Source organism: Sulfurovum sp. TSL1 (assembly GCF_019972135.1).
Classification (GTDB): Bacteria; Campylobacterota; Campylobacteria; order Campylobacterales; family Sulfurovaceae; genus Sulfurovum.
The window spans coordinates 882557-897471 of sequence record NZ_BPFI01000001.1 but is presented as its reverse complement, the minus strand read 5'-3'; the positions used below and the strand labels follow the sequence as shown (position 1 = coordinate 897471).

The following is a 14915-nucleotide window of genomic DNA, read 5'->3' as shown; positions in this document are numbered from 1 at the left end:
CTAAGGGTGTAAAATCCACGATTACTTTACGTAGTTTTGTTATACTATTAACAATTGAAACCATAGTATAATGTATAGAAGGAACAAAGATGAAAAGATTAGTGATAGGTTTATGTCTTATGACAGTATCATTGATGGCGGAGTTGCATCAAGTTTGGGCGACACCTGAGTTTGTTGAAAAAAATATGAAGATCATCGACATCCGTACACCTGCAGAATGGAAAGAAACAGGGATCATACAAGGTTCCTACACCATCATGTTTTTTGATGAAAAAGGGAATTTCAATGTTCCTGATTTTTTGAAACAGTTAGACAGGGTTGTTAAAAAAGATGAGCCCTTTGCACTCATTTGCAGAGTGGGCAGCCGTACGAGTATCGTTTCTGAATTTTTATCAGAAAGGTTAGGCTATAAGGTCATTAATTTGAAAGGGGGGATTATGAAGATGATACATGAAGGCTATAAAACAGTACCGTATCAACCATAATTTCATCTAACTTGATTGACATTGACTAAACTTTTTTGATATAATTTTTTAAAATAAAAAAACCATTATTTTAGGAATACCATGTCAAAAAGTTTATATGAAACACTCGGTGTAAGTGAAAATGCTTCTGCTGATGAAATTAAAAAATCCTACAGAAAATTGGCACGAAAATACCACCCTGACATTAACAAAGATGAGAGTGCTGTAGATAAGTTCAAAGAGATCAACGCAGCCTATGAAGTACTCTCTGATCCCGAGAAGAAAGCACAATATGATCAATTTGGTGATCAAATGTTCGGCGGGCAGAATTTCCATGACTTTGCACAGGGACAAGGCGGAGGTGTTGACCTCGATGAGATACTTAGACAAATGTTCGGTGGCGGCGGTGGTTTCAGCGGTGGTTTTGGTGGAGCGCAAGGCGGTTTTGGCGGTTTTGGTGCTCCGAATTTGGATCTGCAGGCACGTATTACCGTACCATTCATGGTGGCGATCAATGGTGGCAAACACAATGTCTCTGTCAATGGGCAAAATTTTGACATAAAGATCCCTGCAGGGATCAAAAGCGGTGAGACCATGCGTGTGCGTGGTAAAGGTAAACAATACCAAGGACATGTAGGAGACCTCCTGATACAGGTAGAGGTTGCAGCTTCAAATGAATATGAAAGAAAAGGTGATAACCTCTATAAGACATTTGATGTGCCTTTAAAAGAAGCACTTTTTGGAGGGAAGATCGCCGTAAATACTCCAGAAAAAGAGGTGTCACTCAAAGTACCTAAAAATACGAAGAATGGTCAAAAATTCAGACTGAAAGGTAAAGGTGTCGCCGACAGAAAAACCGCATTGAAAGGTGACTTGTATCTTGTAGCAAATGTGGTTTTACCTGATGTAGATACATTGGATGATGAACTTAAAGCGATGATCGAAGCAAAACTTTAAAGGATATTCTATGCATAGTTATGATGAACCCGTGTATCTGATCTCTGTGGTAGCTACGATGTTAGACATCCATCCCCAGACACTCAGGCAGTATGAACGTGAAGGTTTGGTCGAACCTTCACGTACTCAGGGACGCATGCGTCTTTATTCGCAACGAGACATTGAACGAATGAAACTCATTTTACGTTTAACACGTCAAATGGGAGTGAACCTTGCAGGGGTTGACATTGTACTTCAGCTTAAAGAACAGATAGATGAAATGCAAAAAGAGATAGACCAATTACGTGAAGAACTGAGTAAAGCAAACCGTCATGGTTCTGTACATTCAAGTAAGGCGCTGGTGACAAAAAGTTCTTATGATATTATCATTTTTGAGGATTAAAATCAGAGTTCATGTTTATATAATAAATATCAAAATTATTATATAATAAATGTATGAAGCATCAAAAATATTATACTTTTCTTCAAAAACAAATTCTTGTCATGGTCGGACTTTCTCTTATTCCCGGGCTTGTTTATGTCATTGTTGGCTGGATCTTTCATATTGTGACTCCTGCATTAGTATGGTATGGTATATTGTTATGTAGTTCATTATACGGGTGGACACTCTATAAAGAATTTGCTACACATAAAATGGATGAAGATCATTTAAAAAAATGGTATAGAAAACTTACATGGTTCATGTATGTCATTTTTTCTGCCTGGTCATTGATATTTGTAATGTATGTCGGATATGATGAATACCATTTGCATTATATAGCCATTTTTACACAGTTGGGTGCTGCTGTTGTAGCATCAACACTGCTCATCTCTGATAAAAAATTATTTGTTCCTATTTTATTCACTTTGATGTTGCCGTTGACCGTCTATTTTGCACTTGTTGATACATGGTATGGGTATATACTGTCCGTTTTTTCTCTGATATTTTTATCTGTGTTATTGTATGCTTCTTATAATACAAATAAATTACTTCAGAAGAATTATTCCCAAGCCCAACTTGACGTCTTGACAGGGCTCTATAACCGACGCTATTTTATGGAGTATATGGAGTCTTTGAATGAAAGATTGGCAGTGAATCATAAAACTGCATGTATGTTTCTGATAGATCTGGATCATTTTAAAACCATTAATGACTCTTTAGGACATGATATTGGGGATAAGTTATTGATAGAAGTATCCGAACGTCTTAAACTGCATGCAAAAGATAGACATATGGTGGCACGTTTAGGTGGTGACGAGTTTATCCTTATAAGCAAAGAGATAAATGGAGACGAGTTTCAAAGGGATCCTGCATATAGTTTTGCCGAAGGATTGCTCAATGTTATTCGAAAACCTTATAGTATTGATGGCCATCATCTTCATATCAGTGCAAGCATTGGTGTACATAAAATTGACCCTTCATTTATCTATAGTAGAAATTTTATTAGAGAAGTAGATATAGCGATGTATGAAGCAAAGGCCCAGGGACGAGATAGTGTAATAGTATTTAATAAAGATCTTGCCCAGAGGGTTGAAAGACATCTTCTGATAGAGCAGAAACTTCATTATGCGTTAAAAGAAAATAAAATAGATGTATTTTATCAGCCGCAGTTTGATAAAGATGAAAAACTTGTAGGTTGTGAAGCTCTCATAAGGTGGATTGATGATGACCTGGGTGTCGTTGAACCAGAAGAGTTTATACGCATAGCAGAAAATACGGGATTGATTTTAGAAGTCGGCAGCTATGTGCTAAAAGAAACATTTGAAAGTGTCAATAGATGGAATCGAGAGGGAAAGAAATTAAACTCTATTTCGGTGAATGTGAGTATGAGACAATTGTTAGATGATACATTTGTAAACGAAGTGAATAATTTAAAAAAAATCTATTTTCGGGAACAAGAGGATGAACAAAAAATATCTTTTGAGATCACAGAGCATGTATTTGCCGAAGATATGAAAAAAGTGATCAGTATGATGGATAAACTAAAAAAAATAGGTATTTCATTTTCCATTGATGATTTTGGTACAGGATACTCTTCACTCAGTTATTTAAAAGTATTGCCTATAGATGAAGTAAAAATAGATAGATCGTTCGTAGCACGCTTGAGTGACAGTAAAAATGATAAGAAAATGATCAGTACGATCATCTCTATAGCAAAGAATTTTGATCTGAATATTGTGGCTGAAGGCGTGGAAACATTTGAACAGCTTATCTTCTTGAGTAAAATAGAATGTGATGTTTTTCAGGGGTTTTATTTCGAAGAGGCACTCTCTAAAATGGCATTTGAGGAAAAATATATTTTTACTTGACCGCCTGGGCTATGAGGTGTATGGCCATACCATAGCTGGTTGAATTATTGTAGCGTGTAAGTACACGGAAGTTTTTGGCGCCCAGCCAGATATCATCATGGGTCAGGTTACGGTTTTTAAGCAGATAGGCTTTTGACTCATTAAAGCGTTTTAGAGGGGTGATACCATACTTCAAGATCGTCTCTAATGGCAGGGTTCGTCTGTGGCTTGTTTTGAGCTTTGTATAGCGTTTCCCCTTAAATTTGGTCGGTACAGCAACCAGAGCATTTTTTTTCCAGCCGTTCTTCTGCATGAATTTTGCAATGATCCCAATGGCATCTTCCAGATCCCATGGGTCTTTTTTCCCGTCACGGTTATAATCCATGCCATACTTTCTGAACACAGAAGGCATTTGTTGTACCATACCCATGGCTCCGGCAAAAGAACCCTTCAGTGCAGTGATATCATAGCTCTGTTCCCTGGCCATTAAAAAGAGATGTTCCAACTCAGACTTGAAAAATTTCTTCATACGGTTTTTATGAAAGGCAAGGGTACTCAAAGCATCCAGGACATTGTAGTCTCCGCTGTATTCTCCATACTTGCTCTCCACTCCGATAAACCCCACAATGTAATCCATATCAACCTGATATTCTCTACTTGCCTTGAGCAGTGTTTTATAGTATCTCTTTTTAAACTGTTTGGCTTTGTCCAGCGTGATGGGATCAAGCACATGTGCCTTGTATCGTTCCCAGGGACCGTTGGTGGTGCCCACTTTATATTTTCCTGTATACCGGGCTAAAGTGTCACGGTCAAGTTTCGCACTTTCGAGCACAGCAGTCATATAGCTGCGTGTGAAATGATGTTTTTTGACCATCATATCGACGAATGATCTGACCTCTTTTTTCGCTAGAAAATCATAAGGTACAGGGGGACGATCATCATTTGCAGTAAGAAAATATGGTAAAAGTATAGTGAGTAATAAGAGTGTAATGAATCTCAATTCTTTTCCCTTAACTATTATTGAGAACCAATAGGCTGTCACGATAGATGGGCTCATCTATGAATCCGTACTTCTCATCCATAAATCCATTGATACCCTGTGCAGCATGCGTTTCAAAAGCCTCTTTGATATGTAAAGCCCTTTCTACTTCATCTCTATTCGTACCGAATATTTCATTGGCTATCTGCACCTGTTTGGGCCCCATACATGCTTTGGTTTCAAACCCCATCATCTTTTCCCTCACACACCATGCTCTGAAGGTTTCCGTGTCATTGTACTCCTGGAACATAAATGAGATAGGGTGTATGCCGGCTGTTTTTGCATCTACTAAAAACTTGGAGAGAATGTAGTCTATGGTAGGGTTTTCCAATGTAACCAAAGACTGGGGCAAACCAAGAGAGGTGAGCAGATCCAGGATACCCAGATTCGCTGTAGTAAGGCGTGCATCTACCCGGAGTTTGCTTAAGCTCTCAAAGGCCTCTTTTGTCTCCAGTGAGATATGCAGCTCTTTATCTGCATCGAGAAGTGAAAGTGTCTGGGCGATCTCCGTCTGGTTTTTTACTTTTGCCACACGCACCGCATCAAAGCCGAAATTATTTAAAAAGGTTATCTCTTCTGCACCGCCTTCCTCTAAAGGGTTGGTACGTACGATGATGAAAGAATCAGAGTGTTCCATGTGTGAAAGAAAAAGAGCGATGTTATGCAGGGCCTCCTTTTTACGTGAGGGTGCAATGGCATCTTCAAGGTTCAGGGTGATCATATCTGCATCATGCTCATCTATACGGTTTAAATGCTTGAGATTCAATGGATTGAGCATCATATTTGAACGGTAGGTACGTTTTACTGCAGGGGTTTTTCTTTTATTGCCAAACGTTGTAGGCAGTGTCTCTAAATTCTCAAATATCATACTGTTATAGTATCTAAAATTAACTCAAAAGAGATATAATTCTCCATGCTAAAATACCTTAATGGTTACGATACCCAGTTAAAAGTACAGGTGCAAACCCTCATAGATCAGGATAAACTTGGAGAGTATCTTCTCTCAAAATATCCCAAAATACATGACTATACTACCGATAAAAGTCTTTATAGCTATGTACAGGAACTCAAAAATACACACATGCGCAATGCTTCACCCCTCTCCAAAGTACTTTATGATACGAAAATACGCGATATCCACGCTGCCCTTGGAACACATACCTTTGTCTCTCGCGTACAAGGAGGAAAGCTTAAAGCCAAAAACGAGATACGTATCTCTCATCTGTTCAAAAAAGTACCTGAAGCCTTTTTACGGATGATAGTGGCTCATGAGTTGGCTCATCTCAAAGAAAAAGAACACAATAAAGCTTTCTATAAACTCTGCACCTATATAGAACCGGCATACCATCAATTTGAGTTGGATCTGCGGCTTTATCTGATCTATTGTGATAGATCTGGAGAGTTGTATGTTTGACGGATATTACGCTATAGAAATAACAGCTATCATAACCTTCAAAAGTTTGTCACAGTATAATACTCAAAAAAATTCAGGGTATCACTGTATGCGAAAACTCATTTTTATATTTATCCTTTTTGGTGTGTCTTTATGGGCAAGAGAAGAAGCATTTCCCCGTTTAGAATGCCCTGCATTTAATAATATGAAACATACAAAAAATGCCGATGGTATCTATTTGGATACAAAGCAAAAGTATACGATATTGAAACATTACAAAGGACAAAACCTTATTCTCATAAGGGGTGCACATCCGGCACAAAGATGGGTGGATGAGAGGTGTTTTTCTAAGCATTCAGACTCTTCCAACCCTCTCAATGTTGAAAGAGTTGAGAGTAAGGTTGCCAGTATAGATGATGATCTTTGTAAAATATTTATGAATGCGGATTCATCGAAATATACTAAAAAATATGAAAATAGGGATATCTCACAACAAAACCTTTTGGTGCTCTCCTGGCACAATGCTTTTTGTGAAACACACAGGGTTAAAAAAGAGTGCAAAAGAAGTCTCTTCTCCTTTGGAAGGTCCAACTACAGGGAGAAGCATTTTGTGCTTCACGGATTATGGCCGCAGCCTAAAAGTAAGGTCTATTGTAACGTAAGCAGAGTGTATGTGAATTTGGACAAGCATCAGCAATGGAACAGACTTCCTGACCTGGAGCTAAGCAATGAAGTGGAAACACGTTTACAAAAAGTGATGCCCGGATTTTCTTCAAATCTGCACAAACACGAATGGATCAAACATGGTACCTGTTATGGTACAGATGCAAATGAGTATTATGAAGATGCCATAAGCATGGTAGAGCAAATGAATGACTCCAGGGTTGGGGATTTCTTTCAAAAACACATACGAAAACATGTGACACTTCAGCAGGTACGTGCAGTTTTTGACAGAAGTTTCGGACCAGGCACAGGAAAACGCATAGAGTTGAAATGTGATAAAGGGCTTATCACTGAGCTTTGGTTGCATATAGGGTCAGACAGTGATACTCTGGCTGCACGCTTAAAACAGGGAAAAGAAATAAGAAGCCATTGTCAAGGCGGACTTGTGGACCAGGCTGGATTTTGAGTGAAAAAATAAAAACCATCGCTTGTGAATATGGGCCTTTTTTCTAAAATAGTTTCTTTGTTCCTCTATTTATGCTAAACTATAATCATGCATAATATCATGCAATATCAATACAATAAAGATTGGAGTGAAAAATGTTAATAAATGATATAGTGATCGTAGCAAATCTAGGCGGGATTAAAATCTACAAAGCGAACTCTCGTGATCTAGAAGCAGAGGCAGGATTAAAGCCTGATAGTGTAAAGCTTGACCTTGTCAATAATTTTGATTATATTGACCCCCATTTAAATATTGGTGAAGTTGTTACAGATAGTGCAGGTCAATTTAAAGGCGTTGGTAGTCAAAACAGGGGCGGTGTTTCTGCGGGCGGAAGTACAAGTTTAGGTGAAGCGAACCATCTTGAAATGCACAGAGAAGAAGAGGCTATAGAAATGCTAGCTAGAAATATTTCTGAAGTGATAGAAGAGAATAATCCACCTAAATGGTACATGGCACTTCCTCAAAACATTTATGGCCGGGTATTTGATAAGATTTCGACCCGTGCGAAAGAAAAGTTAGAGAAAAGCGTAAAAAAAGATTTAGTAAAAATCGATAAAAGCGAACTGATAGAACAATTTTAGGACCCAATTTTATCGTTGGGTATTATACTTGTGAAAGTTTTGTAGGCATAAGAATGTCAACTAAACAAAAAAATATTTCTATTTCATTCCTGCCAAAAGTGCAGGAATGAAAACATACTTGTCCCCGGCTTTTGAAGTGTGCAGCATGGCAAAAGAAAAGCTATTTTAACCTCCCAAAGATTGTTACAGTATAATACATAAAAAATATCAAGGTGCCATTGAATGAATACATCCAGTGTAACACTTCCACAACACTTATGCTTTTTATTTTCTCTTTTTGCAAAGCAAGAAGCATCTCCCAATCAGGGTTGCTCTACCTTTAGCAATAAATTTATCAGTAAGGCTGGATCTTGAGCGATAAAACAGAAGTGTTGGAAGCACTGAAACACTCTAATGTTTTCTTGACTGGTGGTGCCGGGGTAGGAAAAAGCTATATTACCAATGAGGTGATAACTGACTACCGTCAAAGAGGAAAGCAGGTGGTCTCTCTGGGGTCTACCGGAGTGAGTGCAGTGAACATCGGAGGTTTTACGGTACACAGTTTTTTTGTGTTCGGTATCGCAAACAATTTCGAGGAGTTGGCTGCGGGAGACAAACGTGCCAAGAGTCGACTTTCAGACCTGAAGAAGGTGCTGAAAGCCACAGACCTTATCATCATCGATGAAATTTCGATGGTGAGCACCGAGCTGATGGATATGATAGCCTACAGACTGAACCACTACGGTTATCTGGGGAAAGTACTGTTTGTAGGGGACTTTTTTCAGTTGCCGCCGGTGCAAAAACAGCAAAACAGACCTGATGTTTTTGGAGAAAAACTCTATGCCTTCGAGAGTTTGGCCTGGGAACGTTTTGATCTGACGGTCATTGAACTCACCGAGATGAAGAGAACAACGGATGCAGAGTTCACCCATATCCTCTCCAGGGTCCGCAAAGGGCAATGTGACGAGGAAGTCATTCATTACATGACAAAACTTTGGAACACGGAAGGGATGGAGAAAGACCCAACCTATCTTTTTGGACGTAACCTGGAAGTGGAGCGGACCAACAGGGCAAAGATCAATGAACTCGATACAGAAGAGACCATACTCTTTGCAAACATAGAAATGTTCGGTTCGGTCCATGAAAAGAAACTGGCAGGCTGGAAAAACATGCTGCCTATCTCCGAACATTTGACGCTCAAAGAGGGGGTTCCCATCCTTTTTACCGTGAACAAATGGGGGAAGTTTGTCAATGGAGAGAGAGGGATACTCAGAAAGATAGAAGAGGACCATCTCATTGTAGAAAAAGAGGATGAATTCGTTCGTGTCGAAAGACATGACTTTGATCTGGTCGATATGCTGGTAAAAGATGACGGTAGTGTTGAGACCATGTCTCTAGCCACACTTTCACAGTTTCCTCTGAAGCTGGCCTATGCCGTGACCATACACAAGTCTCAAGGCATGAGTATAGACAATCTTGTGTGTAACGTGGATAATATCTTCGCACCAAGCCAGTTCTATGTGGCTATATCGCGTGCGATCAACCCTAAAAATCTGAAAATAGATTTTAACAGGGGAGATCTGACACAGTATTTGAAAAAGGTCATCAATGTGGATGACAGAGTGGTGGAATATTATAAGAATCTACTTTAAGTCGATCATTAAAAGACTATCTGATCTGTATTTTATACGATTCCCATATATGGTAGACAAAATATTGTTTTACTATTTACGGATAGGTTATGGTCGTTAGACTCATTTGTATAGATGACAAGTAGATTGCATTAGGATAAACTCTCCAGATTATTGGATTGACTGACAAATCTGTCATCAGATCTCTTTTGACTGACTTCATTTTCTGAAGACTTCATCCATCCTGACTTTACTTCTCCTTCTATCTTGTCAAAGTTTTCAATGTAAGGTTTAATATCTAAAAGTGGTGTATCATCTAAAATATCGACACCTTTAATGGTGACAATGTTGTCTTTCACACTAACCAGTTCTACTATAGAGAGACCTATACTGTTAGGATGCATGGGTGTTCTGGTAGAAAATACACCTCTTGGCGTATGTGTGTTGTCATTAAAAGGTATCACGGAGAGTTTTGGCTCTTTAACCTTATGAAAGTAGTATATAAGATAGACATGTGAAAAGCCATCCAGATCTTTCAGCCCTTCAATATACGCTTCTTTGAATACTATAGTTGCATAGATGTCCCTCGCACCTTTAGGTTGTACAGGCATATTGACTAAATGACAAAATGGTGAATGTATAGTGGCAATTTGTTGTAGTTCAAAATTCATAAGTAGATTTTCCTATTAATTTTATCATATAGGTAACACATGTTTTTAACTTTGTCCCTTGTCTGTATGCTTATCTTGATTTTCCAAATTTTCTTCCAAATGCTCAATATTGAGTCTGATAAACTTGTAACTGATATATATGGCAATGGGCCAAGATGCATACCATAAAATGGCACTTGTATAATCTATTACTTCCATTATTTACTCCTAATAATGATGATGATCGGACTCGATCTCTTCTTTTGTGATTTGTTCTTTGTCTATAGACTTCCAGACCAGATAGATATAGCCCAGTACAAACGGTACCATCAATGAGACATAACTCATCGCAGTCAGTGTATAATGGCTTCCTGAACTGTTCTCGATGCTCAATGAACTCTCCAGGTCACTGAGAGAAGGATAGATCGCCGTATGATTAAAACCTAAAAGACTCAAAAGAGTGACAACTGTCAGTACTGTACCCGCACCGCTGAACCATATACCTTTGGTAGAATCTTTAAACAGCGTGATGTAAAAAGCATAAAGAACCAAAATCACTCCTAGAAGTAGAGTACCCAACAATATAGGAGAAGTGATCAAATTTAGAAAAAATTGATGTTCTACGATTTTGAAGCCGCTTTGATCATAGGCAATACCGCTGATCATCATCAATGTGACTGCTACAGCCAAAAAGAATACTAAAAAAAGCAGGGCATCTGTTTTAAGCTGTTTTCTGGCTCTTTGTACGATGTTGTGCTCATTGATGTTGTTGATGAAGTAGAGACTTGCTTGTGAACGTGCAAGAAAGAATACTGTGAGACCAAAAGCAACATTAAAAGGATTTAGTACGGCTTCGAGGCCATAGGTATGGTTCGTCCATGACGAGAGGTTCATGTCATTTCTGATGAAATTGGCACCGGTATAAAAGGTTGCCAAAGCAATACCGATCAGGATGATACCTATCGAACCGTTGATATATAAGAAGATTTCATAGGTTTTTTGACCTAAAAAATTATCAGGTTTTTTACGGTATTCATAGGAGACAGCCTGGATAATAAAGCAAAAAAGAATGGCCATCCACACATAGTAGGCTCCACCGAAACTGACGGCATAGAGCAGGGGAAAAGCGGCAAAGAGTGCACCTCCGAACATGACCAGTGTGGTAAAGGTAAGTTCCCATTTACGTCCAAGGGAAGCGATGATGACATTTTTTTCTGACTCATTTTTTGCCAGTGTATTCAAAAGAGTCTGTCCGCCCTGTACGAACATCATAAAGACAAATAGCCCGCCGAGTAAAGCCACGATGAACCACCAGTATTGCTGCAAACTTAGATGTGATAAAGTTTCAAACATTTTAGTCTCCTTTCATTCCGATTTTGATCTGTTTTGTGATGATGCGTATCTCAGCGATGAGTAACCCTGTAAAGATAAGAGCGAATAGCCAGAAGGTTGTTTGGACGGCTGTAGTACTTATCTGTGAAGTTGCCATGCCTACAGGCAGCATTTCAAAGATCGCCCATGGCTGCCTTCCAACCTCTGCAACGATCCATCCCATCTCTCCGGCAATATATCCTAACGGAATAGAAAATACTGCTGATCTGAGCAAGAGTTTTTGTTTGTCTAGTTTCCCGACCATACTAAAGTAAAGAATAAAGAAAAAGAGTGCCAAAAACCATGTACCTAGACCGACCATGATATGAAAACTGTAAAAGGTCAATGCTACAGGTGGAATAATATCTTTGGGGTCTTTTAAATAGCCGTATCCAAAATACTTTTCATTGGCTCTAAAGTCCAATAAAGCTTTTTTGGCTGCTGCTTCATCTTTTTCTTTTTTGGCCTTTTTATAGGCTTTCAATGCTGCTATGGCGATTTTTCCTTTTTCTATCTTTTGGCTTGCAGGTTCAATGTTATGATAGTCCATATCCCCATATACCAGCTCATTGATACCAGGAACAAAAGCATCCACATCATGAAATCCAAGCAATGAGAGTGCTCTGGGTATCTCAATACTCCAAAAAAACTCCTCCTGATCATCACCAATTTTTTTGTGGTGGTTCAGTTGTCCCATAGCAATGATACTCGCACGTCTATGTCCATCGTAAAGGCCTTCCATAGCGGCAAGTTTAGAAGGTTGTGTGAGTGCGACCTGGTGTGCGGCCTCATCACCTGTGAAGATAAGAAAAATGGAGGTGATAAGACCAAATGTCGCCCCCACGACCATACTTTTTTTTGCTTTGATGACCTCTTTGTTCTTGAGAAGGTACCAGGCACTGATCCCCACCACAAACAGAGCACTCAGTACATAGCCACTGCCTATGGTATGCAGAAATTTGGAGTAGGCATTTGGGTTGAAAAGGACATCAAAAAAACTTTCCATTTCAAATCGTGCGGTATCCGGGTTGAACTTCATACCTACAGGATGCTGCATCCATCCATTGGCAACCAGGATCCAGAGCGCTGACAGATTAGAGCCGATCGCAACAAGCCAGGTTGACAGCAGGTGCATTTTTTGACTGACTTTGTTCCATCCAAAGAACATGATCGCAAAGAAGGTAGATTCCATAAAAAATGCCATGATACCCTCTACAGCAAGCGGTGCACCAAAAATGTCACCTACGATCCATGAATAGTTCGACCAGTTCGTACCAAATTCGAACTCCATAATGATCCCTGTTGCGAGTCCTATAGCAAAGTTGATCGCAAAAAGCGTCATCCAAAACCTGGTGATCTCTTTCCAAACTGTGCTGCCTGTTTTAACATAGATCGTCTCCATGATGGCGATGATAAAGGAGAGTCCCAAGGTAAGCGGTACAAATAACCAATGGTACATTGCGGTCAGTGCAAACTGCGCACGTGACCAATCTACTAAATGTTCTTCCATTATTCTTCTCCTTGCTGAGTGAGGTTATTCAATATATACTCTGCTCTTTGTGTATCATCTGAAAAGTTCTCTTTAAGTATATTGGGAAAAAATAACAGTTTCATAATAACAAAAAAGAGTATGAACTTAATGCCGATGATCAGCCAGAGTTTTTTGCCAACGCGCATATTTTTAAATCCCTCTATATAAAACAGAGGGATTTGTTTAAGTATGGTGATGATCTTCATGACCGTGGTTCCCATGAGAATGTTTTTCTTCATGGTGTGCAATGATCTTTTACATACCTGTGTCATCGAGCAAAGGCAGAGCATCCTGATCAAACTTCTCAAGCGCTTCTTTTAATGTCATACGTTCAAATCCGGCATGATAGATTTTTATACCCCCAAGTTTTTGGATCATCTTATACGGGCTTTGTCCCATCTCTTGCATGATGATCGTATCAACTTGTATTTGATGTAGCCATTCTATCACGCCACGTCCACCTTCTGCAGGATTTTTTGCTATCGTGATCTTTTCATCTTCAATGATCGCAAACCATTTGGCTTTGCCAAATAGTGGAGCAATGGCTGTATTTTCATTGTTCATTTTTACGGGTATGGCTATTTTCATCTATTGCTCCTTTTTAGGAATGAATTTACCACAGCCTTTTTCAGGGCTGCCACCAAAACTTTTGACTGCTTGTGCAGTCCCGTTTTCATACATCACTGCTCTTTCACACATCGATGCTTCAACGCATTTTATATTATTGCATCCTATATCTTTATTTATTGCCATTTTATTTCCTTTTTTTATTTAAGTTTATATCATAACGATGGCTTTGCCATGAAGCAAGGCATCGGAGACTTTTTTGTGTGCCTGCTGTAATATCCGAGAAAAAGTGGTTCTTGATATACCCATCTTATCAGCACACTCCTGCTGGTATAAACCTTCATAGTCACTTAGTCGTATCGCTTCCATCTCATCTGCATCAAGCATTATCTTTTCTAGATATTTTCCTTGTATACCACATGGTTTAAAACAGACTTGAGAGTGGTCTTGTGCTATATGACGTCTAATTTTTTTTCTTCCGTACTGCTGCATACATTACCTTTCATTTTGAACATATGTCCAAAATATGAGTTATTGTAGCAAAGAATTTTAGTATTGTCAATACTTATAATAATTATTACTTTATATTATTAATATTCTCTGTAGGATGCACTGAAAAGTGTAGTATGAGCGGTTTACGCTGTCACAATAAGAATATGCCCGGCTGGCTTGATATGAAGGAGATTATCTGTTATCGTGACAATATCACCATCGAGTTCTATGTGATTATAGGTATCTTCCAGTTCGATCGTCATCTCTTGGACCTTTCCGTAAAAACTACCGAATCTTTTGATGAACGATGCAGGGGTGAAGATGAAAAAACGGTTCGAACTCATCAGCATGAAGGGTGTCATGATGAGGTGCAGCGGCAGTAGAAAAAGAAACGAAAGCACGTATTTACCCATGTTGTTTTTCAGCAGACCAAAACGCAGCGTTTCCGCAAGAAAGATATGCTGCAGATCACCCATATTTCCTGCAGAAAAGAGAAAGACTTCCTCATTGAGTGTAAAATAGGAGTGTTTTTGTGTCGGAAGGATTTCATTGTTCGCCAAAGCATCGAGCACGGTTTGTAGCTTTGGTACTTTATGCAGTTTTGCAACGACATTAAAAGAACCTATAGGGTTGAGAATGAAGTGTGTCGAGTGTGTCATCTTGTGGAGTTGTGTGATGACACGTCTGATCGTACCATCGCCTCCTGAGATGATGATATAGTCAAATGCTTCTATATCAGACAGCGTATGTAGGGAAGCCCCTTCTATAGAGAAAATATCGAGTTTGTCATGTTGCAGTGTTTTACCTATAGAGAGAATACGCAT

At 39.1% G+C, this 14915-nt stretch carries 19 protein-coding genes; 8 read left to right on the top strand and 11 right to left on the bottom strand.

Translation table 11 applies throughout. The features are described from left to right. The first annotated feature begins 89 nt into the window (after nt 1–89). The 4 genes from LDM98_RS04430 (at nt 90) to LDM98_RS04415 (ending at nt 3710) form a co-directional block, all read left to right on the top strand. Nucleotides 90–485, top strand: a complete 396-nt coding sequence (locus LDM98_RS04430) for a rhodanese-like domain-containing protein (protein ID WP_223898139.1) — start codon at nt 90–92, stop codon at nt 483–485. An 81-nt stretch (nt 486–566) separates the two neighbouring features. Then, entirely contained in the window at nt 567–1421 is an 855-nt protein-coding gene (locus LDM98_RS04425) for a DnaJ C-terminal domain-containing protein (protein WP_223898138.1), read from the top strand. A gap of 10 nt (nt 1422–1431) precedes the next feature. Next, a complete protein-coding gene (locus tag LDM98_RS04420; RefSeq protein ID WP_223898137.1) occupies nt 1432–1803 on the top strand; it encodes a heat shock protein transcriptional repressor HspR in 372 nt (123 codons plus the stop codon). A gap of 53 nt (nt 1804–1856) precedes the next feature. Beyond that, on the top strand, nt 1857–3710 hold the full coding sequence (locus LDM98_RS04415) for a bifunctional diguanylate cyclase/phosphodiesterase (protein WP_223898136.1): 1854 nt from the start codon (nt 1857–1859) through the stop codon (nt 3708–3710). On the opposite strand, the gene LDM98_RS04410 is transcribed toward LDM98_RS04415, so the two are convergent. Then, complete coding sequence (locus LDM98_RS04410) at nt 3703–4689, bottom strand: lytic transglycosylase domain-containing protein (RefSeq protein WP_223898135.1); 987 nt, start codon at nt 4687–4689, stop codon at nt 3703–3705. The genes LDM98_RS04415 and LDM98_RS04410 overlap by 8 nt on opposite strands. 10 nt (nt 4690–4699) lie before the next feature. Next, the gene (locus LDM98_RS04405) at nt 4700–5596 is read right to left on the bottom strand and encodes a CoA ester lyase (protein WP_223898134.1); all 897 of its coding nucleotides are present in this window, start codon (nt 5594–5596) and stop codon (nt 4700–4702) included. Nucleotides 5597–5641: 45 nt separating this feature from the next. On the opposite strand from LDM98_RS04405, the gene LDM98_RS04400 reads away from it, so the two are divergent. The 4 genes from LDM98_RS04400 (at nt 5642) to LDM98_RS04385 (ending at nt 9501) form a co-directional block, all read left to right on the top strand. After that, a complete protein-coding gene (locus LDM98_RS04400) occupies nt 5642–6142 on the top strand; it encodes a M48 family metallopeptidase (protein WP_223898133.1) in 501 nt (166 codons plus the stop codon). A gap of 88 nt (nt 6143–6230) precedes the next feature. After that, nucleotides 6231–7250: a hypothetical protein gene (locus LDM98_RS04395; RefSeq protein ID WP_223898132.1), complete on the top strand. Its 1020-nt coding sequence runs from the start codon at nt 6231–6233 to the stop codon at nt 7248–7250. Nucleotides 7251–7384: 134 nt separating this feature from the next. Further along, nucleotides 7385–7870 (top strand): host attachment protein, encoded by a 486-nt coding sequence (locus tag LDM98_RS04390; protein WP_223898131.1) that lies wholly within the window; start codon nt 7385–7387, stop codon nt 7868–7870. Between the two features lie 350 nt (nt 7871–8220). After that, nucleotides 8221–9501: an ATP-dependent RecD-like DNA helicase gene (locus tag LDM98_RS04385; RefSeq protein ID WP_223898130.1), complete on the top strand. Its 1281-nt coding sequence runs from the start codon at nt 8221–8223 to the stop codon at nt 9499–9501. Nucleotides 9502–9632: 131 nt separating this feature from the next. On the opposite strand, the gene tsaA is transcribed toward LDM98_RS04385, so the two are convergent. The 9 genes from tsaA to LDM98_RS04340 all read right to left on the bottom strand — a co-directional run bounded on the left by tsaA (nt 9633) and on the right by LDM98_RS04340 (nt 14915). Beyond that, the gene (gene tsaA / locus LDM98_RS04380) at nt 9633–10151 is read right to left on the bottom strand and encodes a tRNA (N6-threonylcarbamoyladenosine(37)-N6)-methyltransferase TrmO (RefSeq protein ID WP_223898129.1); all 519 of its coding nucleotides are present in this window, start codon (nt 10149–10151) and stop codon (nt 9633–9635) included. Nucleotides 10152–10196: 45 nt separating this feature from the next. Continuing rightward, on the bottom strand, nt 10197–10349 hold the full coding sequence (locus LDM98_RS04375) for a hypothetical protein (protein WP_223898128.1): 153 nt from the start codon (nt 10347–10349) through the stop codon (nt 10197–10199). A gap of 9 nt (nt 10350–10358) precedes the next feature. Then, on the bottom strand, nt 10359–11483 hold the full coding sequence (gene cydB / locus LDM98_RS04370; protein ID WP_223898127.1) for a cytochrome d ubiquinol oxidase subunit II: 1125 nt from the start codon (nt 11481–11483) through the stop codon (nt 10359–10361). A 1-nt stretch (nt 11484) separates the two neighbouring features. After that, entirely contained in the window at nt 11485–13014 is a 1530-nt protein-coding gene (locus LDM98_RS04365) for a cytochrome ubiquinol oxidase subunit I (protein WP_374706919.1), read from the bottom strand. Next, entirely contained in the window at nt 13011–13271 is a 261-nt protein-coding gene (locus LDM98_RS04360; protein ID WP_223898125.1) for a DUF4492 domain-containing protein, read from the bottom strand. Before LDM98_RS04360 ends, LDM98_RS04365 begins: the two co-directional genes overlap by 4 nt. 16 nt (nt 13272–13287) lie before the next feature. Then, nucleotides 13288–13620, bottom strand: a complete 333-nt coding sequence (locus LDM98_RS04355; protein WP_223898124.1) for a NifB/NifX family molybdenum-iron cluster-binding protein — start codon at nt 13618–13620, stop codon at nt 13288–13290. Then, nucleotides 13621–13785 carry a hypothetical protein gene (locus LDM98_RS04350; RefSeq protein ID WP_223898123.1) on the bottom strand — a complete coding sequence of 55 codons (165 nt, stop codon included), beginning with the start codon at nt 13783–13785 and terminating at the stop codon, nt 13621–13623. A gap of 24 nt (nt 13786–13809) precedes the next feature. Then, nucleotides 13810–14091, bottom strand: coding sequence for a DUF134 domain-containing protein (locus LDM98_RS04345; protein WP_223898122.1), 282 nt, complete (start codon nt 14089–14091; stop codon nt 13810–13812). 143 nt (nt 14092–14234) lie between these two features. After that, the gene (locus LDM98_RS04340) at nt 14235–14915 is read right to left on the bottom strand and encodes a diacylglycerol kinase family protein (RefSeq protein ID WP_223898121.1); all 681 of its coding nucleotides are present in this window, start codon (nt 14913–14915) and stop codon (nt 14235–14237) included.